A 21,227-nucleotide genomic window follows, 5' to 3' on the forward strand; every position below is an offset into this window, starting at 1 on the left:
AATTAAGGATAAGTCTGATGTCACTTATCATGCATTCATTTTTATAATTAAAACTATTAATTAAATTAGCCTTATTTCCTGAGAACTTAGAATGCATATTATCATTGCTGCGATTTCAGCACTAGCCGCGCTTGTTTGGGCATTACACTCATTACAAAATTCAGGTGTTGATCTTAATTCGTTTAATCCATTTACCTGGGCTCGACGCAGAAAGTGGCAAAAACAATACGGCACAAAACCTATTTATAATTTATCGACAGCGACGGACGCCGCCGCTGCCATTATTGTGGGAACATTAAAGCAAGAGGGGGAAATTTCCCGAGAGCAAAAACAAACGGTTATTGACTTATTTGCTTCTAATTTTAACTTGGGAAATCAAGAGGCAATGGATTTGTTTGCTTCATCTGCTCACCTCGTGTATAACGAAATAAACTTCGAACACAGTATTCCACATATCCTTAAATTAAGTATCAAACAATTCACGCCATCAATGATAACGACATTTCTTTCGCTATTAGAACAGGTTGTTGAATTAGAAGGCACGCCTACAAAAATACAAGCTAATATTATTGAAAGAGTCGGTATTGAATTTAAAAAATCGAATAAAAATAAGATTGGTTGGAAAAATTAAAACTAATTTACACCGTATAAATAAAGACCCATGTTATGGGTCTTTATTATGTTTAATTCGAAGGGGTTAATTACTAATTTCATCTAATGAAAGCGTAAAACCCGGAACGAATTTTTCCATAAAATAATCCATTTCTGGGCTTTGTCTTTCGGCTAACATTTTTTCAAGGCGCTTTTTAGCTAATTTAAATTCACTATTTCCAGCCGATAACTCTTCTAAGCATTTTAAATAAGCGCATAAGGAATCGGCTTGTTTAACAATAAAATGTTCTTCTTCAGACTGTAAGTCCTCAATAATGAGTTCCCGAAAGTCACCTTGTAACTCTTCAGGTAACATATCCAGTAATTTTTGTTGGGCAAATTTTTCTATTTTTTTGTATTCATGTGCAATTTGCTGATTATGGTATTTGATTGGTGTCGGTAGATCCCCTGTGATGACTTCGCTAGCGTCGTGATACATAGCAAGCAAGGCAATGCGAGAGGCATCGACATTCCCGCCAAATTTTTTATTTTTGATGATAGCGAGTGCATGAGCGACCATTGCGACTTGCAGGCTATGTTCGGAGACATTTTCCGTTCGGACATTGCGCATGAGTGGCCAACGGTGGATAAGTTTCATTCTGGCAAGGTGTGCAAAAAAGTAGCTCATAAGACCTCATAAACAGCGGTAAACAATAGGTAAATTATAACGTGTCTAAGCGCAGAGGGGTATGCATTTATGACAAGTTATCGTTTAAAGAATGCCTGAGTATAGGTATTTAGCACTGTTAATAAATAATATTTAATTTAATGAATGGCTAAGTATTATCTAGCCTATCATGAATATATTATTAAACACTAAAGGGGGGGATATGGTTGATAACGATCATAGAAGAAAAGGGTTTGTTTCTATAGAAAATTATTGGGGAGAAGAAGTAAAATCAATCTCTGTAGAACATAAATCGGGAAATATAGAGAAAACAGAGGGATTTGTTGAAAATATAAAGCACGGTGAAAAGATAGATGGCGTATTTCATTTTTATTACCAAATGGGGTTGTTTTCACCTGAGAATACGTGGTCTGTATCTGTATTAACGAATAATGGTGATATTTATAAGACTGAAGGCTATTTCTCCTGTTCAATTACAGATTCGGATAAAGGTGTGACGGTTATTGGAATTAATGGTGATGCTAAAACAGTCTATGTTACTTTTCCTAAATCGGGAAGTTGTTCTAAAAAACTAATACATGCAAAACACAATTCTATATTCGATAATCAATTAGAGAAGTACATGAGATAACAATAAAGTTATACTTATTATTGTTTGATTTGGCTGTGTTAATAATTATAATGGAAAATCATTAAGTAAATTTCTAAGGAATTTTATGAAATACTTTCCTTTTATATTATTAGGTTTTTTTCTGGTTGCAGTATATATAATTTCCATTATTTGATAATCAAAAAAATACATTCTTTTAATGATGAGTCGATATTGAATATAAAAAGCCTCCGTAATAGGAGGCTTTATTGTGATTAATACTAATCTAAATTGGAGGTTATTGGCGATAACCTTCAAGGAAACGGCCAAATTTATTAATTGCCATTTCAAGGTCGTCAGCGTAAGGCAAAGTCACAATCCTAAAATGGTCAGGCTCAGGCCAGTTAAATGCGGTACCTTGCACTAATAACACTTTTTCTTGCAATAGCAAGTCTAGGATCATTTTTTGGTCATCGTGGATATTAAAACGTTTAATATCAATTTTCGGGAACATATACAGTGCGCCTTGCGGTTTCACACAAGATACACCAGGAATTTGATTAATAAGTTCCCATGCACGATTACGTTGTTCGTATAGACGCCCACCCGGTTGAATAAACTCGCTAATACTTTGGTAGCCACCGAGTGCAGTTTGAATCGCATGTTGCATTGGAACATTGGCACACAAACGCATAGACGCTAACATTTCTAACCCTTCAATGTAGCTTTTTGCGTGTTTTTTCGGGCCATTAAGTACCATCCAACCTTGACGGAAACCCGCTACACGGTAGGTTTTTGATAACCCATTGAATGTAATCGTTAATAAGTCAGGCGCTAATGCCGCAATAGAGTGATGAACGGCATCATCGTACAGAATTTTGTCGTAAATTTCGTCAGCATAGATAATCAGGTTGTGTTGGCGAGCCAGCTCAACAATTTCTAATAGCAAATCTTTGCTATATACCGCACCCGTAGGGTTATTTGGGTTAATGACGACAATACCGCGGGTTCTTGGGGTGATTTTGCTACGAATGTCTTCGATATCCGGCATCCAGCCTTGTTGCTCATCACACATATAGTGAACCGCTTTCCCACCTGAAAGGGAAACGGCTGCCGTCCAAAGTGGATAATCAGGTGCAGGCACTAACATCTCATCGCCATTATTAAGCAATGCTTGCATCGCTTGGACGATCAATTCAGATACACCATTACCGATATAAACATCTTCGACCGTCATTTCGTGAATACCACGTGCTTGGTAGTGTTGAACGATGGCTTTACGGGCAGAATAGAGACCTTTAGAGTCACAATAACCTTGAGAGCTAGGCAGGTTGCGCAACACATCGACAAGAATTTCGTCAGGGGCTTCAAAACCAAACGGTGCCGGGTTACCAATGTTCAGCTTGAGGACTTTGTTGCCTTCCTCTTCTAAGCGCTTAGCTTCTTTTAATACGGGCCCACGAATGTCATAGCAGACATTATCGAGCTTGCTGGATTTAGTTAAATTATTCATTGTTCTCTCATTACCCTAACGGGATTTCTTTGGTAGGGGGACCGGCTCTCTTACCTTACTGTACTCCTCCCTCAGAAGCTTTTGAAGATGCAAGGTTATTTTTGGTGTAAAAGGTTGGTTAAAGTATAAATGTGATGTTTGACATCTTATTATCTCACATAGGTTGATTCCATGTGCTATTTAGCGCACTTAGAATGAATTAATATTCCAATAATATTGCGTGTTTTGGTGTGTAAGTATGAAAAAAAGTAAAAAATGACAGTTGAACTAAAAAATTGTATCAAAATGTAATATTGAGGCTAGATTCGTAAATTTAGACATAATTTTCACCTCATATTGCGTGTTTTTTATATTTTTTTAGGCTTTTTTGTTAGTAATATTGATTGTTTCTCTCACTATTTTTTAACTTAATGGGCGAGCTTTTATTTTAACCAATTGAAAAGAAAGTAAATTTATAAATGATGAAATGAATTTTATAATGTGCTTACATTAAAATAATTGTGATTACATTAAATATGTTACTATTTAGTCGAGCTTTATAATGGGTTTCTTGAATCAAGTTCTATAAAAGAATACGTTTTTTGTTAAACCTATTTTTGTTTTATTAGTAGTACTCTGGGTTGTCGGCATTGATGTTATTCGTTAATAACAGGCTGGCAGTATGCAGATAAAAGTAGTAGAAGTCATTGCAAATCTAAGGATTAGAGATGCACTAGCTTATAATAGTTATAAATTAAATCGCTGATTCTCATGGAGGAGAGCAGAACACCAGGTAACATAAATATTATATAAGAGAATGAACGATGATAAATTCCAATCGTCCCATCATGAACCTAGATCTGGACTTGCTGCGTACATTCGTTGCAGTCGCTGATCTAAACACATTTGCAGCCGCAGCGGCAGCAGTGTGTAGAACGCAGTCTGCGGTTAGTCAGCAGATGCAACGTTTAGAGCAACTTGTCGGTCGTGAGCTTTTCGCTCGTCATGGGCGTAATAAACTCCTCACTGCACATGGATTACAATTATTGGGTTATGCAAGGCAAATATTGCGTGCTAACGATGATGCCACGGCCTCATTAACGTATAACGATGCGGATGGTGAATTACGCATCGGTGCGTCTGATGATACCGTCGATATTCTGTTGCCATTCTTACTGAATCGAATCGCTTCTGTATATCCACGTATTGCCGTTGAAGTGCGTATCAAGCGTGCGCAATTTATTGAATCTATGCTGGATAACCATGAAATTGATCTAGCGCTAACAACGGCAAGAATTAGCCATCACCCAAAAACGGCATTAAGAACTGTCCCAGTGTTATGGCACAGTGCCCCTGATTTTCAATTGCGCCATAATGAGCCAATTCCATTAGTGGTGATGGATGAAACTAACCCATATCGTAAATTGTGTACTAATGCATTGGATGATGCAGGCCTCGCTTGGCATGTTGCTTATGAAGCTGCATCCTTGCCAGCAGTACGTGCCGCAGTGACGGCTGAAGTTGGTGTTACTGCTCGCCCAATGGAAATGCAAAATGCGGATTTACGTATTTTGAATGAAACGGATGGATTACCGCGTTTACCTGATATTCAATACTGGCTATATAAAAATGCGGATGAGCAGAAAGACTTTGTTTTGACTGTCTTTAGTGCCATTGAAAACAAAAAAATTCCTTATGTTGCAACATCAGCGAGTGAACTGGCTGAGGGCAATACAGGAACTAATTAGTCAGTTAAAGTTAATCGTTTCAAGTGAACGTTAGTCGCTCACTGTAAACAAACAACATAATGATTAAACGGCAATTCCAAATTTTTATGGGATTGCCGTTTTTTTTGTCTGAATGTCTGCTTTGAAAGTGGAGGGCGAAAGCGCCTCATAATCTAATTATTTTCCACAAAAGCAATGTGCGTCTTAATTCAAAGGAATATATTGCCTAAAGCCATATTCGCTGGGTTAAGATGTAACCACACTAAGGCAATGGAAATGGTATTCTTTTTTAGATGTACCTATCTATAGATAAAGATGCTTAGTAACTGAAACGATTATTTCATATTGTTGTGTTAAATTTTCAATAATGGAGAAGACGTATAAGAAATCATTTTAAAACTAGGTATAAATATTGAGCAACGGTTATTAGAAATCGTTATCAAGTTCAAATTTATCATTTTTTTATCGATTTCAGTACACAAAACCGGCAATTAACCACTTAATAAGTATGGTTAAATGTTGAAGACCATGAAATAATTGTGATGTAGCTGGCAGAACCAGAATTTCATTTTTTGGTTAACGATTTGTTACGCTATTAACAATCTTTTTTTGCTGGATTGATAAAATAGCGCTGCATTGTCAGCGAGTTAGTTCAACTATTGAGTAAAAAAGCGTTACAGTTTCTTAAAGTTAAATTGAACGCCATGTAAACAAATTGAGTACTTTTTCAATAAATCTGTGCGTTAGATCAAATAAAAAGCGCAATTTTTCATCTGTTAAGACAGGTTTTTCCTGCGATAATGGTGTAGTAAAAACGAATAATCAGTTAAACTAGTTTGAGTGTTTACTTGTGTTTCATTACACTGACACGTTTTAGCAGATCATGAGTACTTTTTGTTGTTTTAATGTTTTTTGAGTGTGAAGTTTTTGTAACAAATACGGGTTATTTTACCTAATTTGGGTAAAGTAAATTGTAATGAGAGAGGACAAACCAAACGCAGTCATCGGACTGATTTATGTTTGGTGATGATTTTTGGTCTTTCTTCTCGATTAACTGGGCAATTGTGGTGCAATACTGCCGTGTTGTTAAAAAGAGCAGTTTACGCACCATAAGTAATGAGTAAGCAACGAGTATGTCTACATCAATCCTAGCGTTAGCCCATAACTGGGCGTTTGCGATATTCCTTATCGGCACTATCGGTCTTTGTGCTTTCATGTTGGTCGCAGGTCACTTCTTGGGTAGCCGCGCCAAAGCCAGAACAAAACATGTCCCTTATGAGTCAGGTCTTGATTCGGTCGGTAGTGCACGTCTTCGTATGTCAGCTAAGTTCTACTTAGTCGCCATGTTCTTCGTTATCTTCGATGTTGAAGCCATGTTCTTATTTGCATGGTCAGTTGCCATCCGCGAAGCCGGTTGGGTAGGCTTCATCGAAGCCGCGATCTTTATTCTGGTATTGTTGGCGGGATTGTTTTATCTGGTTCGCGTAGGAGCATTGGATTGGACTCCAGTCCGTTCCCGCGGAAAAGTGAAGCATCCTAGTGAAGTTATTAAAATCAGCAATCGTCATCCGCAGTAAAAAGCGAGGCATTATACAATGGATTATACGCTCACCCGCATAGATCCGAACGGTGAGAACGACCGTTACCCACTGCAAACTCAGGAAATCGTTACCGATCCACTGGAGCAGCAAGTTGAAAACAGTGTGTACATGGGGAAACTTTCTCATGCACTTCACGATGTGGTTAACTGGGGGCGCAAAAACTCTCTATGGCCATATAACTTTGGTCTTTCATGTTGCTATGTAGAAATGGTAACTTCGTTCACGGCTGTTCATGACGTAGCCCGCTTTGGTGCGGAAGTACTTCGTGCTTCACCTCGTCAAGCCGACTTCATGGTTGTAGCAGGAACCTGTTTCACAAAAATGGCGCCTGTTATTCAACGTCTGTATGACCAAATGCTCGAACCGAAATGGGTTATCTCCATGGGTTCATGTGCCAACTCTGGTGGCATGTATGACATTTATTCTGTTGTACAAGGCGTCGATAAGTTTATCCCTGTGGATGTGTATATCCCTGGTTGCCCACCGCGCCCAGAAGCCTATATGCAGGCTCTGCTTCTGTTGCAAGAATCTATCGGTAAAGAGCGTCGTCCGCTCTCTTGGGTCGTTGGAGACCAAGGGGTTTACCGTGCCAATATGCAATCAGAAAGAGAAAGAAAGCACGGTGAACGTATCGCAGTGACTAACCTGCGTACACCAGACGAAATTTAAGGCTTAAAGCCATACAGCGTAACAGAGCAATGTTGTTGCGAAATAATAAACCTGATCAAGCGTTATGGTGAAGAATGATGACAGATCAGATAGCGCAAGCGAGTAGTAACCAGCCAGGATGGCAGACACAGGATCATTTAAATGACCCTGTGCTTCTGGAACTGCGCAATCAATTTGGGCCGGATGCCTTTTCTGTTCAAGCAACCCGCACTGGCATGCCAGTGATATGGGTTCGTCGTGAACAATTACTGGAAGTAGTCGATTTTCTTAAGAAATTACCGAAACCGTATGTCATGTTATTTGACTTACACGGGGTAGATGAGCGTCAACGAATTCACCGTCAAGGTCTGCCAGAAGCAGACTTTAGTGTTTTCTACCACATCATCTCCATCGACCGTAACCGCGATATCATGTTAAAAGTCGCTCTGAATGAGAAAGACTTGAACGTGCCTTCTGTGGTTTCACTGTTCCCAAATGCTAGCTGGCATGAGCGTGAAGTGTGGGATATGTTTGGGATCACCTTCCAAGGTCACCCAAATCTGCGCCGCTTGCTGATGTCGCCAAACTGGGAAGGTCACCCACTGCGTAAGGATTACCCTGCGCGTGCAACTGAGTTCGACCCCTTTGTTCTGACAAAACAGAAACAAGATCTGGAAATGGAAGCATTAACTTTCAAACCAGAAGAGTGGGGCATGGCGCGTGGAAATGAAAACGAAGATTTCATGTTCCTGAACTTAGGGCCAAACCACCCATCATCACACGGTGCGTTCCGTATCGTATTGCAACTTGATGGTGAAGAAATTATCGACTGTGTGCCTGATATCGGTTACCACCACCGTGGTGCTGAGAAAATGGGCGAACGCCAGTCATGGCACAGCTACATTCCATACACTGATCGTATCGAGTACCTCGGCGGTTGCGTGAATGAAATGCCATACGTGTTAGCCGTTGAAAAACTGGCTGGCATCGAAGTGCCTGACCGCGTGAAAACCATTCGTGTCATGCTGTCTGAGCTATTCCGTATTAACAGCCACTTGCTGTACATCAGTACTTACATCCAAGACGTCGGTGCAATGACACCGGTATTCTTTGCGTTTACTGACCGTCAAAAAGTGTACAACGTGATTGAAGCTATCACAGGCTTCCGTATGCACCCAGCTTGGTTCCGTATCGGTGGTGTTGCACACGATTTACCACGCGGTTGGGAAAAACTGCTGCGTGAGTTACTTGACTGGCTGCCAAAACGTTTAGAATCCTATGTTACGTCAGCACTGAAAAACTCCATCTTAAAAGGCCGTTCGATTGGTACAGCAATGTACAACAAAGAAGAGGCACTGGCATGGGGCGTAACGGGTGCAGGTTTACGTGCAACAGGCGTTGATTTTGACGTGCGTAAATGGCGTCCATATTCAGGCTACGAAAACTTTGAGTTCGATATTCCAATCGCGCACAACGGTGACTGTTATGACCGTGTGATGATCAAAGTGGAAGAGATGCGCCAGAGTATCCGTATTCTTGAGCAATGCTACAAGAATATGCCAGAAGGCCCATTCAAAGCCGACCATCCACTGACGACGCCGCCACCAAAAGAGCGTACGTTGCAGCACATTGAAACCCTGATTAACCACTTCTTGCAAGTGTCTTGGGGCCCTGTGATGCCTGCGAATGAATCATTCCAGATGGTTGAAGCCACGAAGGGTATTAACAGCTACTACCTGACCAGTGATGGCAGCACCATGAGCTACCGTACACGTATTCGTACCCCGAGTTATGAGCACTTACAGCAAATTCCTTCGGTGATCAGAGGTAGTTTAGTTTCAGACTTAATCGTCTATCTGGGTAGTATCGATTTTGTAATGTCGGATGTGGATCGCTAACCATGCATAATGAACATAACGAAAATGAGAAGCACAACGAGCTCAATGTCGTGAATGTGTTTGAACCGCAAGTCAATCATGGCTTTGTCTTAACTGAGAAAGAGCGTGAAGAGATTGAAGGTGAGAAACACCATTACGAAGATGCGCGTGCTGCCTCAATTGAAGCACTGAAAATTGTGCAAAAAAACCGCGGTTGGGTTGAAGACGGAGCTATCCATGCGATTGCTGACGTCTTAGGCATCCCAGCCAGTGACGTTGAAGGTGTGGCCACATTCTATAGCCAAATCTTCCGTCAACCAGTGGGTCGCCACATTATTCGCTATTGCGACAGTGTTGTTTGCCATATTACAGGTTATCAGGGCTTAGAAGCTGAAATCATTAAACAGCTGAATATTCGCCCGGGTCAAACAACAGCTGATGGCCGCTTTACCTTGCTGCCAACCTGTTGCTTAGGTAACTGTGACAAAGGTCCAACGATGATGATCGATGAGGACACGCACAGCTACGTACAGCCTGAAAATATTCAAAAATTACTGGAGCAGTATCCATGACAAATTCTGTTAATCCAGTGATCCGTACTGCCGAAACTCATCCTCTAACATGGCGTTTGCGTGATGATAATCAGCCTGTTTGGTTAGATGAGTATCGCAGTAAAAACGGATACAAAGGTCTTGAGCGTGCGCTCAAAGGCATGGCACCCGATGAAGTTGTGAATCTCGTAAAAGACGCTGGCCTGAAAGGGCGTGGTGGTGCGGGCTTCTCAACAGGTCTGAAATGGAGCCTGATGCCGAAAGACGAAAACATGAAACTGCGTTACTTCTTATGTAATGCGGATGAAATGGAACCGGGTACCTATAAAGACCGTCTATTGATGGAGCAACTGCCTCACCTGTTAGTTGAGGGGATGATCACAGGCGCTTATGCACTGAAAGCTTATCGTGGTTATATCTTCCTGCGCGGTGAATATGTTGAAGCAGCGCAAAACCTGCGCCGCGCCATCGAAGAAGCCAAAGCTGCAGGTCTGTTAGGTAAAAATATCCTCGGTTCTGGATTCGATTTTGAACTGTTTGTGCACACGGGTGCTGGGCGTTATATCTGCGGTGAAGAAACTGCGTTGATTAACTCCTTAGAAGGTCGTCGTGCAAACCCACGTTCTAAACCACCATTCCCTGCAACATCAGGTGCTTGGGGCAAACCAACTTGTGTAAATAACGTCGAAACTATCTGTAACGTGCCTGCAATTTTAGAGCACGGTGACCAGTGGTATATCGATTTAAGCGCAGGTAAGAGTAAAGATGCCGGCACGAAATTGATGGGCTTCTCAGGCCGAGTGAAAAACCCAGGTCTGTGGGAATTACCGTTTGGTACTACAGCGCGTGAAGTCCTTGAGGACTACGCGGGTGGGATGCGCGATGGCTTGAAATTAAAAGCATGGCAGCCGGGCGGGGCAGGGACAGACTTCCTGACCAACGACCACCTCGACTTACCGATGGATTTCGAAAATATTGCTAAAGCAGGCAGCCGTTTAGGTACTGCGCTGGCAATGGCGGTTGATCATGAAATCAACATGGTTTCGTTAGTGCGTAACTTAGAAACCTTCTTTGCACGTGAATCATGCGGTTGGTGTACGCCATGTCGTGATGGATTGCCGTGGAGCGTGAAAATTTTACAAGCACTGGAAAAAGGCGAAGGCCAACCGGGCGACATCGAAACATTAGAGCAACTTTGCCGTTTCTTAGGTCCGGGTAAAACATTCTGTGCTCACGCACCGGGTGCAGTCGAACCGCTGCAAAGTGCCATCAAATATTTCCGTGATGAATTCGAAGCGGGTATCTCGCAAAAAGATCTGCGTAATTTAGTGCAGATTGCAGGTATCCAGCCAAACCTGCTGAAGCAGCGCTGGTAATCGTTTCGCGATTGAGCAACCGCGAACGAGATTTTTCACGAAGAACGTATTTTTGATTAACGCCTGCTTTATGCGGGCCTTTGGGAAGCATGCTGACTATGGCTACAATATATGTAGACGGCAAAGAATATGACGTTAACGGGTCTGAAAACCTGTTACAAGCCTGTCTTTCTCTCGGGCTAGATATTCCTTATTTTTGCTGGCATCCGGCGCTGGGAAGCGTTGGCGCTTGCCGCCAGTGTGCGGTTAAGCAGTATCAGAACGCGGATGACACCCGCGGTCGCCTAGTAATGTCTTGTATGACACCGGCAACGGAAGGCACGTTCATCTCTATCGATGATGAAGAAGCTAAGCAATTCCGTGAAAGTGTTGTGGAATGGCTGATGACCAACCACCCACACGACTGTCCAGTCTGTGAAGAGGGCGGTAACTGCCACCTGCAAGATATGACGGTGATGACCGGCCATAACATGCGTAAATATCGTTTTACGAAACGCACACACATTAACCAAGATCTGGGGCCTTTCATCAGTCATGAAATGAACCGTTGTATCGCGTGTTATCGCTGTGTTCGTTACTATAAAGATTACGCAGATGGTACGGACTTGGGTGTATATGGCGCACATAACTATGTGTACTTCGGTCGTACAGAAGACGGCACGCTGGAAAGTGAATTTTCCGGTAACTTAGTCGAAGTCTGCCCGACAGGGGTATTTACCGACAAGACCCACTCTGAGCGCTATAACCGTAAATGGGATATGCAATTTGCACCGGGTATCTGCCAACAGTGCAGTATCGGTTGTAATACCAGCCCGGGTGAACGTTATGGTGAAATTCGCCGTATCGAAAACCGTTATAACGGCTCGGTAAACCACTATTTCCTGTGTGACCGCGGTCGCTTTGGTTACGGCTACGTTAACCGTAAAGACCGTCCACGTCAGGCTGTCTTGAACAAAGACGGCGTTAAACAGGTTATCTCTGCGATTGAAGCAATGCAAAGCGGTGCGCAAATTATCAATCAAGCGAAAAAAGTGATTGGTATTGGCTCGCCACGTGCAAGCATTGAAAGCAACTACGCATTACGTGCATTAGTGGGCGCAGAAAACTTCTACTCAGGTATCTCTGCGGGTGAGCAAAGCCGTTTAGCGCTGATGCAAAATATCCTGCAAAATGGCGGTATCTATACGCCAACACTGCGTGAAGTTGAAGGCTACGATGCAGTACTGGTTCTGGGTGAAGATTTAACTCAGACAGGTGCGCGTATGGCGCTGTCTGTTCGTCAAGCAGTGAAAGGTAAAGCACGTGAAATGGCCGCAGCACAGAAAGTTGCTGACTGGCAAATCGCGGCAATCATGAACATTGGTCAACATGCGAAATACCCGCTGTTTATCACCAACGTTGATGATACCCGTTTAGACGATGTTGCCGCTTTCAATTACCGTGCACCGGTTGCTGACCAAGCGCGTTTCGGTTTTGCTATCGCCAATGTGATTAACGGTGAAGCGCCTGCGGTTAACGACTTACCTGCAGACCTGAAAGCGAAAGTGGAAACTATCGCACAAGCCCTTTCAAGTGCGAAAAAACCACTGATTATCAGCGGTAGCCATAGCGCGAGCGATGCAATGATCCAAGCAGCAGCGAACGTGGCATTTGCACTGAAAGCGAAAGGCGCGCAAGTGGGTTTATCTTACTTAGCCTCTCACGCGAACAGCTTCGGTTTAGCAATGATGAACGCACAGCCATTAGACAGCGCATTAGCTCGCATTGAAGCGAACGAAGCGGATGTGGCTATCGTTATCGAAAATGACCTTTACCGTCACAGCAGTGTGGATGCAGTCAATAGCGCATTAGCGAAATTGAGTCACCTGATTGTTGCTGATCACCAGCAAACTGACATCATGGATAAAGCAACGCTTATTCTGCCTGCGGCGAGTTTCGCTGAAGCAGACGGTACGTTGATTAACCAAGAAGGTCGTGCACAACGTTTCTTCCAAGTCTTCGACCCAACGTATTACGACAAGGCTATCGTGATGAACGAAAGCTGGCGCTGGATGCACTCGCTGCAAACAGAAGCGCAAGAACGTGATGCAGATTGGTCGCAACTTGACCACGTGATTGCTGACTGTGTGGCTGCATTACCGCAATTTGCCGGTATTGTGGATTCTGCACCGAAAGCGTCATTCCGTATCCGCGGACAAAAATTAGCGCGTGAACCACATCGTTACAGCGGTCGTACAGCAATGCTGGCGAACCAATCTGTGCATGAGCCACGTCAACCGCAAGATATTGACTCTCCATTTGCTTTCTCAATGGAAGGGAACAACAGCCCAACCGCACCACGCCAGCAAATTCCATTTGCTTGGGCACCGGGTTGGAACTCACCTCAAGCGTGGAATAAATTCCAAGCGGAAGTCGGTGGCCATTTATTATTTGGTGACCCGGGTGTGCGTTTGTTCAATTCAACGGAAAGTAAACTGGGTTACTTCACTGATATTCCAGCCGCTTACCAAGCAGCGGACGCTCAGTGGGTGGTGGCGCCGTATTACCATCTGTTCGGTAGTGATGAAATGTCACAGCGTTCAGAGGTCATTCAACAGCGCATGCCTGAGCCCTATATCATGCTGAACACGCAAGATGCTGCGGCACTTGGCTTGGCAGCAGGGACAAAAGCTGAATTTAGCCATGCAGGCCAAGGGTTCAACTTGACTGTACGTCTCAGCAATAACCTGTCGGCAGGTCAAATTGGCTTACCATTAGGGATGCCGGGTATCGCACCTTCAATGGCTGGCGTGTCAGTCAATAATCTGCGGAGGGGAGCATGATGGATTGGATTTCTCCTGAAGTGATGGAAGTATTAATTTCCATCCTCAAATCTGTCGTCATTTTATTGGTTGTTGTGACTTGTGGGGCATATATGAGCCTGGGAGAGCGCCGTATTCTCGGTCTATTCCAGAATCGTTATGGTCCAAACCGCGTTGGCCCATTTGGGATGGGCCAGTTAATCGCCGACATGTTCAAAATGCTGTTTAAAGAAGACTGGATCCCACAGTTTGCGGACAAGAAAATCTTTACGCTTGCGCCAGTTATCGCATTTTGTTCATTGTTCCTTGCGTTCGCCATCGTGCCTGTCAGCCCGACTTGGCACGTAGCAGACTTAAACATCGGGATTTTATTCTTCCTGATGATGGCAGGTCTGGCGGTGTATGCGGTGCTGTTCGCAGGTTGGTCAAGTAACAACAAATATTCATTATTAGGGGCGATGCGTGCTTCGGCACAAACCGTCAGTTACGAAGTGTTCTTAGGCTTGTCTTTAATGGGCGTAGTCGCACAAGCAGGTTCATTCAACCTGATTGATATTGTGAACTCCCAAGAAGGCATGTGGAACATTATTCCTCAATTCTTTGGTTTTGTGACCTTTGCGATTGCGGGCGTTGCGGTATGTCACCGTCACCCGTTTGACCAACCAGAAGCAGAACAAGAGATTGCGGATGGTTACCACGTTGAATACTCAGGGATGAAGTTCGGTCTGTTCTTCGTCGGTGAGTACATCGGTATCGTAACGGTTTCTGCCCTGATTGTGACGCTGTTCTTTGGTGGCTGGCATGGCCCGTTCCTGCCGTCATTCTTGTGGTTTGCTATCAAAACTGGCTTCTTCATGATGATGTTCATCTTGATCCGTGCCTCTTTACCGCGTCCACGTTATGACCAAGTGATGTCTTTCGGCTGGAAAATCTGCCTGCCATTGACACTGCTTAATCTGCTGGGTACTGCAGCAGTGATTTTATACAACGCTCAGTAAGGGGTGATTGAACCATGACATTGAAAGAGTTATTGGTCGGTTTCGCCACCCAAGTACGTAGTATTTGGATGGTCGGCCTACATGCGTTCGATAAACGCGAAACGCAAATGTATCCAGAAGAGCCGGTTTATCTGCCACCCCGTTACCGTGGTCGTATCGTGCTAACGCGCGATCCAGATGGTGAAGAGCGTTGTGTTGCGTGTAACTTATGTGCGGTTGCTTGCCCAGTGGGTTGTATCTCACTGCAAAAAGCCGAGCACGAAGATGGACGCTGGTATCCGGAATTTTTCCGCGTTAACTTCTCGCGCTGCATTTTCTGTGGTCTGTGTGAAGAGGCTTGTCCAACCACGGCAATCCAATTAACACCTGACTTTGAAATGGCCGACTGGCGACGTCAGGATCTGGTTTACGAGAAAAATGACCTGTTGATTTCAGGTCCGGGTAAATATCCTGATTATAACTTTTACCGTAAATCGGGTATGGCGATTGCAGGTAAAGACAAAGGTGAAGCGGATAATGAAGCGAAACCGATTAACGTCAAAGACCTGTTGCCATAAGGAGCGATATTCATGGAATTTACATTTTATATCGCCGGTCTGGTTGCAATACTTGCAACTTTGAGGGTGATAACTAATACCAACCCGGTGCATGCACTGTTGTATCTGGTTGTTTCTCTGCTGGCACTGTCAATGGTGTTCTTCTCACTCGGCGCGTATTTCGCGGGTGCGTTAGAAATCATCGTTTACGCAGGCGCCATTATGGTCTTGTTCGTGTTCGTCGTCATGATGCTGAACCTAGGCCGCTCTGTGCAAGAACAAGAGCGAGCTTGGTTAACACCGAAAAACTGGATTGGCCCTGCGGCATTATCTGCCGTGTTACTGGCTATCCTAGTTTACGGCATCACGTCTTTATCTTTTGAGAAAGGCATTGATGGCACAGTGATTGGGGCGAAAGAAGTCGGTATTAGCTTGTTCGGGCCATATGTTCTGGCTGTGGAACTTGCTTCACTGTTGTTATTGGCAGGTATCGTCGTCGCATTCCACGTTGGACGTGACCGTAAAGAAAACGGTGCTGACCTTGTTAGCATCGCGGAGGAGCAAAAATGATACCTCTAGAACATGGTCTGATTTTAGCGGCAATCTTATTTGTGATGGGGCTTAGCTGCCTTGTTATCCGCCGCAACTTGCTTTTCATGTTGATCGGACTGGAAATCATGATTAACTCAACTGCACTGGCATTTGTCGTCGCAGGGAGTTTTTGGGGGCAACCAGACGGCCAGATTATGTATATCTTGGCAATCGCGCTGGCTGCAGCGGAGGCGAGTATTGGATTGGCGTTGTTACTGCAACTCCATCGTCATCGTCAGAACCTGAATATTGATAAAGTCAGTGAGATGCGCGGATGAACCTACTCTATTTAACTATTCTGTTGCCTTTACTGGGGTCGGTGTTATTAGCCTTCTCCCGTGGACGCTGGTCAGAAAACGTTTCGGCCATTATTGGTGCGGGGTCGGTCGGCTTAGCTGCCCTCGTCGCATTCTATGCTGGTAACGAATTTTTAGCTCAATCTGTATTAGCAAACGGTGAATACCCACCTTATCCGCAAGCACTTTGGACTTGGATGTCTGTTGGTTCGTTCAACATCCCATTTACCCTAGTACTTGATGGTCTATCATTGACTATGTTAGGTGTGGTAACGGGTGTGGGCTTCCTTATTCACGTGTATGCTTCTTGGTACATGCGTGGTGAGGAAGGTTACTCACGTTTCTTCGCTTACACCAACCTGTTTATCGCGAGCATGGTAGTTTTAGTCCTCGCTGATAACATGATGCTGATGTATCTCGGTTGGGAAGGGGTGGGGCTGTGCAGTTACTTGTTGATTGGTTTCTATTACACCAATCCAGACAACGGCAAAGCTGCGATGAAAGCGTTCTTTGTAACGCGCATCGGTGACGTATTCCTTGCTATCGGTATGTTTATTCTTTGGAATGAACTGGGCACCCTGAATTTCAGCGAAATGGCGGTGTTAGCACCTCAGAAATTTGCTGAAGGTTCAAGCGCAATCAACTGGGCGACCTTGATGTTATTAGGTGGTGCAGTCGGTAAATCGGCTCAGCTACCATTACAAACATGGTTAGCCGACGCGATGGCGGGTCCAACACCAGTTTCTGCACTGATCCACGCCGCAACCATGGTAACTGCGGGCGTTTACTTAATCGCACGTACCCATGTTCTGTTCCTGTTAGCGCCAGAAGTTTTACACTTAGTTGGCGTTGTGGGTGCAGTAACATTAGTACTGGCAGGTTTTGCCGCGGTTGTACAAACGGATATCAAACGTGTCCTCGCTTACTCCACCATGAGCCAAATTGGTTATATGTTCTTGGCGCTGGGTGTTCAAGCTTGGGATGCGGCGATTTTCCACCTGATGACACACGCCTTCTTTAAAGCGTTGTTGTTCCTGTCAGCAGGTTCGGTGATCCTCGCTTGCCACCACGAACAAAACATCTTCAAAATGGGCGGGCTGCGTAAGCAAATCCCATTCATTTACGCTGTGATGTTAATCGGCGGAAGCGCACTGGCAGCATTGCCACTGTTTACCGCAGGTTTCTACAGTAAAGATGCAATTTTGTGGGGCGCGCAGCTTGATGGACAAACTGTGCTGTTGTGGGCAGGTATCCTCGGTGCATTAATGACCGCAATTTATACCTTCCGTATGATTTTCATCGTGTTCCACGGTGAAGCAAAAATCAAAGCGCATAAGGTTAAAGGCATCACTCACACATTGCCACTTGGCATTCTGGCTATCCTTGCAACGTTTGTTGGTGCATTAATTCACCAACCATTAGAAGGGGTGTTCCCAGCGGAAGCCGCAGGAAGTGAAGACGGTAAAGTCTTACTTGAAGCGATTTCAGGCGGGTTTGCAATCGCAGGTCTGTTGATTGCCGCATTCCTCTATCTATTTAGACGTTCCATTGTTGATGCTATCGCGAAAACGGCGGTTGGCCGCTTCTTCAGTGCATGGTGGTACCAAGCATGGGGATTCGACTGGCTGTATGACGTCGTCTTTGTGAAACCGTTTAAAGGGATTGCATGGCTACTGGAAAGCGATCCGATTAACTCACTAATGAATATTCCTGCACGCTTATCAAGCTTAGCGAACAAAGGACTTTCTGTGAGTCAAAACGGCCAGATCCGTTGGTATGTTGCCTCATTGGGGCTGGGTGCAGTGCTGATTCTTGCTCTGCTGCTTTTGGTTTAATTAAGGGACACATTGCGCCATGCTACTACCCTGGCTAATACTTATTCCCTTCATCGGTGGCCTGCTGAGCTGGCAGGCTGACCGGTTCAGTCACCGCGCTCCACGCTGGATTGCGCTGGCGACGATGGGATTAACACTTATTCTTTCCGTGCAACTGTGGTTACAAGGGAGTTACTCTCTGGCTAATCCGCAAGGCATTCCACTGTGGCAATCTGAGTTTTTAATGCCGTGGATCCCTGCACTGGGAATCAACATTCACTTAGCGATTGACGGTTTATCACTGTTGATGGTCGTTCTGACCTCTATCATGGGTGCGTTCTCGATTCTGAGCTCATGGAGTGAAAACCAAAAGAACCAAGGTGCCTATCACTTTAACCTTCTGTGGATTATCACAGGGGTGATGGGGATTTTCACAGCGGTTGACCTGTTCTTGTTCTTCTTCTTCTGGGAGATGATGCTGATCCCAATGTACTTCCTGATTGCAAATTGGGGACACAAAGGCTCAGAAAACAGACAACACGTTAACGCGGCGACCAAGTTCTTTATCTATACGCAGGCAAGTGGTTTGATTATGTTAGTGTCCATCATTGGATTGGCACTGGCACACTTCAACTCAACGGGTACCTTAACATTTGATTACGACCAGTTATTAGGCACGCAAATGTCTAGCGGTGTCGCATTCATGTTGATGTTAGGTTTCTTTATTGCCTTCGCTGTTAAAATGCCATTAGTACCATTCCATGGTTGGATGGCAGATACCCAAGAGCAATCCCCAACCGCAGGTTCGGTGGACATCTCCGGTATCATGCTAAAAACCGCGGCTTATGGTCTGTTACGTTTTACGTTACCGCTGTTCCCAGAAGCGTCTATCCAGTTCACGCCAGTGGCGATGACACTGGGTGTGATCAGTATCTTCTACGGTGCATGGTTAGCGTTCAAACAAACGGATATTAAACGTCTGGCGGCTTACAGTAGCTTATCCCATATGGGGTTTGTGACCGTGGCGATTTATGCAAGTTCAGTGTTAGCGTACCAAGGTGCTGTGATCCAAATGATCACTAACGGCTTGTCTGGTGCAGCGTTGATTATCATCAGTGGTCAACTGTACGAGCGTACGCAAACGCGTGATATGCGCATGATGGGTGGATTGTGGAAACGCATTAAATGGTTACCAGGAATGTCCCTGTTCTTTGCTGCGGCAACGTTAGGTATGCCAGGTACAGGTAACTTCATTGGCGAATTTATGATCCTATTCGGTAGCTTCAGCCAATTCACATTAGTGACCTGCATTATGGTATTTGGTGTGGTGTTTGCTTCTATCTACTCACTGTGGATGATGCAACAGACTTACTACGGCACACCAAAATCAGAAAAAGAAATGAAAGGGTTAACGGCGCGTGAATTCGGTGTGCTACTGGCTCTGGCTGCTTTACTGGTTATTATCGGTTTCTATCCACAACCAATTTTAGATACATCAGTTGGTTCAATGGAAACATTGCATAACCTGTATTCTGCTTCACTAACAACATTAGGGCTGTAATTCGCCATGACAATAACTCCTCAAGAACTGATCGCAATACTACCACTGATGATCGTCGGATTGACGGCGGTGGTTGTGATGCTGTCCATTGCGTGGCGACGCGATCACCTGACTAGTGCCGCGCTGACAGTATCGGGTTTTATCATTGCGTTGCTTTCACTCATTTGGGTAGCCGATGGCTACCTGATGGATGTGACTTCGCTTATCCGTGTTGATGGCTTTGCTCTGTTCTACAGTGCGCTTGTCCTGATCGCAGGTATTGGTACCAGCATCTTTGCTTACCATTGGCTGGAAGGCTTTGGTGACAACAGAGACGAATTTCATCTGTTAGTGGCGATTGCCGTGGCAGGTGGTGTGCTGTTATCCATGTCGAACCACATGGCGTCAATGTTTATCGGTATCGAACTGATTTCATTACCTCTGTTTGGTTTAGTGGCGTATACCTTCGAACGTAGCCGTACCTTAGAAGCCGGGATCAAATACATGCTGTTATCCGCAGCAGCGTCTTCGTTCCTGTTATTTGGTATTGCATTGTTGTATGCAGAATCAGGTAGCTTAAGCTTCGCTTCAGTGGGTCAAAGCCTGTCTGACAATCAAATCCATGCACCACTCGTGATGATTGGCTTTGGTATGTTAATTGTTGGCTTTGGTTTCAAACTGTCTCTGTTCCCATTCCAACTGTGGACACCAGACGTATACCAAGGCGCGCCAGCACCCGTTTCTGCGTTCTTAGCAACGGGAAGTAAAATTGCTATATTTGCTGTATTAGTGCGCATCTTTATGGAAGCGCCGATTACCAGCAGCAATACACTCGCCATTGTTATTTCAGTGATTGCCATTGCCTCTATTCTGTTTGGTAACTTACTGGCTATCACGCAGAAAAGCGCAAAACGCTTACTGGGTTACTCCTCTATCTCCCATATGGGTTACCTGTTAGTGGCACTTGTTGCCCTGCGTACCCATGCAGACTATGCACAAGTGACGATTGCCATTTATTTAGTCGGTTACTTGTTCGCAAGTTTGGGCGCATTTGGTGTGATCAGTATCGTTTCGAGCCCTTACCGTGGTGATGACCAAGACGACTTCAGCGCATTTCGTGGGTTGTTCTGGCATAAACCAGTTCTCGCGACAGTGATGACGGTTGCGCTGTTATCCTTAGCGGGCATTCCAATTACATTAGGGTTTATTGGTAAGTTCTATGTGATTGTTTCTGCAGTGAAAGCTGAACTGTGGTGGTTAACAGGTGCTGTGGTGGTAGGTAGTGCGATTGGTTTGTACTATTACCTGCGCTTTATGGCAAGCCTATACAGCCGTGATGCGGAACATGCTGAGCGTTATACTGGCCCTGAAAAAGCAACGTTGGGTACAGTTTTTGCGGCTCTCTGTGCAATTGCAGCCATAGTCTTCGGTGTTTGGCCACAACCGCTTATTGATATTTCGGCATTAGCTGTAGCAATCGTTGGTTAATGAATACAGTCTAAGTAATATGA

18 protein-coding genes are annotated in these 21,227 nt (G+C 44.5%); 16 read left to right on the forward strand and 2 right to left on the reverse strand.

Annotated features, from left to right (window positions below):
• The first annotated feature begins 91 nt into the window (after window positions 1-91).
• Window positions 92-631: a phenylacetic acid degradation protein gene (locus AC4IFT_RS04705; protein WP_490750730.1), complete on the forward strand. Its 540-nt coding sequence runs from the start codon at window positions 92-94 to the stop codon at window positions 629-631.
• Window positions 632-697: 66 nt separating this feature from the next.
• On the opposite strand, the gene yfbR is transcribed toward AC4IFT_RS04705, so the two are convergent.
• Window positions 698-1,279: a 5'-deoxynucleotidase gene (yfbR, locus tag AC4IFT_RS04710; protein WP_353243165.1), complete on the reverse strand. Its 582-nt coding sequence runs from the start codon at window positions 1,277-1,279 to the stop codon at window positions 698-700.
• A 202-nt stretch (window positions 1,280-1,481) separates the two neighbouring features.
• Here yfbR and AC4IFT_RS04715 point away from each other — a divergent pair, with 202 nt between their 5' ends.
• Window positions 1,482-1,910, forward strand: coding sequence for a hypothetical protein (locus tag AC4IFT_RS04715; protein WP_490750731.1), 429 nt, complete (start codon window positions 1,482-1,484; stop codon window positions 1,908-1,910).
• A gap of 256 nt (window positions 1,911-2,166) precedes the next feature.
• Here the strand turns inward: AC4IFT_RS04715 and AC4IFT_RS04720 are convergent, their stop codons facing one another.
• On the reverse strand, window positions 2,167-3,381 hold the full coding sequence (locus AC4IFT_RS04720) for a pyridoxal phosphate-dependent aminotransferase (RefSeq protein ID WP_206082353.1): 1,215 nt from the start codon (window positions 3,379-3,381) through the stop codon (window positions 2,167-2,169).
• Window positions 3,382-4,184: 803 nt separating this feature from the next.
• Between AC4IFT_RS04720 and AC4IFT_RS04725 the strand changes: the two genes are divergently transcribed.
• From AC4IFT_RS04725 to nuoN, 14 genes are all read left to right on the forward strand, one after another.
• Window positions 4,185-5,108: a LysR family transcriptional regulator gene (locus tag AC4IFT_RS04725; RefSeq protein ID WP_490750732.1), complete on the forward strand. Its 924-nt coding sequence runs from the start codon at window positions 4,185-4,187 to the stop codon at window positions 5,106-5,108.
• Between the two features lie 1,112 nt (window positions 5,109-6,220).
• The gene (locus tag AC4IFT_RS04730) at window positions 6,221-6,664 is read left to right on the forward strand and encodes an NADH-quinone oxidoreductase subunit A (protein WP_206082351.1); all 444 of its coding nucleotides are present in this window, start codon (window positions 6,221-6,223) and stop codon (window positions 6,662-6,664) included.
• 18 nt (window positions 6,665-6,682) lie between these two features.
• On the forward strand, window positions 6,683-7,357 hold the full coding sequence (locus AC4IFT_RS04735) for a NuoB/complex I 20 kDa subunit family protein (protein WP_004912254.1): 675 nt from the start codon (window positions 6,683-6,685) through the stop codon (window positions 7,355-7,357).
• A gap of 74 nt (window positions 7,358-7,431) precedes the next feature.
• Window positions 7,432-9,234 (forward strand): NADH-quinone oxidoreductase subunit C/D, encoded by a 1,803-nt coding sequence (gene nuoC / locus AC4IFT_RS04740; protein WP_374447138.1) that lies wholly within the window; start codon window positions 7,432-7,434, stop codon window positions 9,232-9,234.
• A gap of 2 nt (window positions 9,235-9,236) precedes the next feature.
• Complete coding sequence (nuoE, locus tag AC4IFT_RS04745) at window positions 9,237-9,785, forward strand: NADH-quinone oxidoreductase subunit NuoE (protein WP_004912250.1); 549 nt, start codon at window positions 9,237-9,239, stop codon at window positions 9,783-9,785.
• Window positions 9,782-11,140 carry an NADH-quinone oxidoreductase subunit NuoF gene (gene nuoF / locus AC4IFT_RS04750; protein WP_206082348.1) on the forward strand — a complete coding sequence of 453 codons (1,359 nt, stop codon included), beginning with the start codon at window positions 9,782-9,784 and terminating at the stop codon, window positions 11,138-11,140. Before nuoE ends, nuoF begins: the two co-directional genes overlap by 4 nt.
• Window positions 11,141-11,229: 89 nt before the next feature.
• Window positions 11,230-13,962: an NADH-quinone oxidoreductase subunit NuoG gene (nuoG, locus tag AC4IFT_RS04755; RefSeq protein ID WP_490750733.1), complete on the forward strand. Its 2,733-nt coding sequence runs from the start codon at window positions 11,230-11,232 to the stop codon at window positions 13,960-13,962.
• Window positions 13,962-14,939, forward strand: coding sequence for an NADH-quinone oxidoreductase subunit NuoH (nuoH, locus tag AC4IFT_RS04760; protein ID WP_004912244.1), 978 nt, complete (start codon window positions 13,962-13,964; stop codon window positions 14,937-14,939). The genes nuoG and nuoH overlap by 1 nt, the downstream gene beginning before the upstream one ends.
• 14 nt (window positions 14,940-14,953) lie before the next feature.
• Window positions 14,954-15,496 (forward strand): NADH-quinone oxidoreductase subunit NuoI, encoded by a 543-nt coding sequence (gene nuoI / locus AC4IFT_RS04765; RefSeq protein WP_004259834.1) that lies wholly within the window; start codon window positions 14,954-14,956, stop codon window positions 15,494-15,496.
• A 12-nt stretch (window positions 15,497-15,508) separates the two neighbouring features.
• Window positions 15,509-16,045 (forward strand): NADH-quinone oxidoreductase subunit J, encoded by a 537-nt coding sequence (gene nuoJ, locus AC4IFT_RS04770; RefSeq protein ID WP_219247213.1) that lies wholly within the window; start codon window positions 15,509-15,511, stop codon window positions 16,043-16,045.
• Window positions 16,042-16,344, forward strand: coding sequence for an NADH-quinone oxidoreductase subunit NuoK (gene nuoK, locus AC4IFT_RS04775; protein WP_004912233.1), 303 nt, complete (start codon window positions 16,042-16,044; stop codon window positions 16,342-16,344). Before nuoJ ends, nuoK begins: the two co-directional genes overlap by 4 nt.
• Window positions 16,341-18,197: an NADH-quinone oxidoreductase subunit L gene (gene nuoL, locus AC4IFT_RS04780; RefSeq protein WP_490731351.1), complete on the forward strand. Its 1,857-nt coding sequence runs from the start codon at window positions 16,341-16,343 to the stop codon at window positions 18,195-18,197. Before nuoK ends, nuoL begins: the two co-directional genes overlap by 4 nt.
• A 19-nt stretch (window positions 18,198-18,216) precedes the next feature.
• Entirely contained in the window at window positions 18,217-19,737 is a 1,521-nt protein-coding gene (gene nuoM, locus AC4IFT_RS04785; protein WP_353243159.1) for an NADH-quinone oxidoreductase subunit M, read from the forward strand.
• 6 nt (window positions 19,738-19,743) lie between these two features.
• Window positions 19,744-21,204 carry an NADH-quinone oxidoreductase subunit NuoN gene (gene nuoN / locus AC4IFT_RS04790; protein ID WP_490750734.1) on the forward strand — a complete coding sequence of 487 codons (1,461 nt, stop codon included), beginning with the start codon at window positions 19,744-19,746 and terminating at the stop codon, window positions 21,202-21,204.
• Window positions 21,205-21,227 lie beyond the last annotated feature (23 nt).

The sequence above is a fragment of the Providencia sp. UF-183 genome, assembly GCF_058246155.1.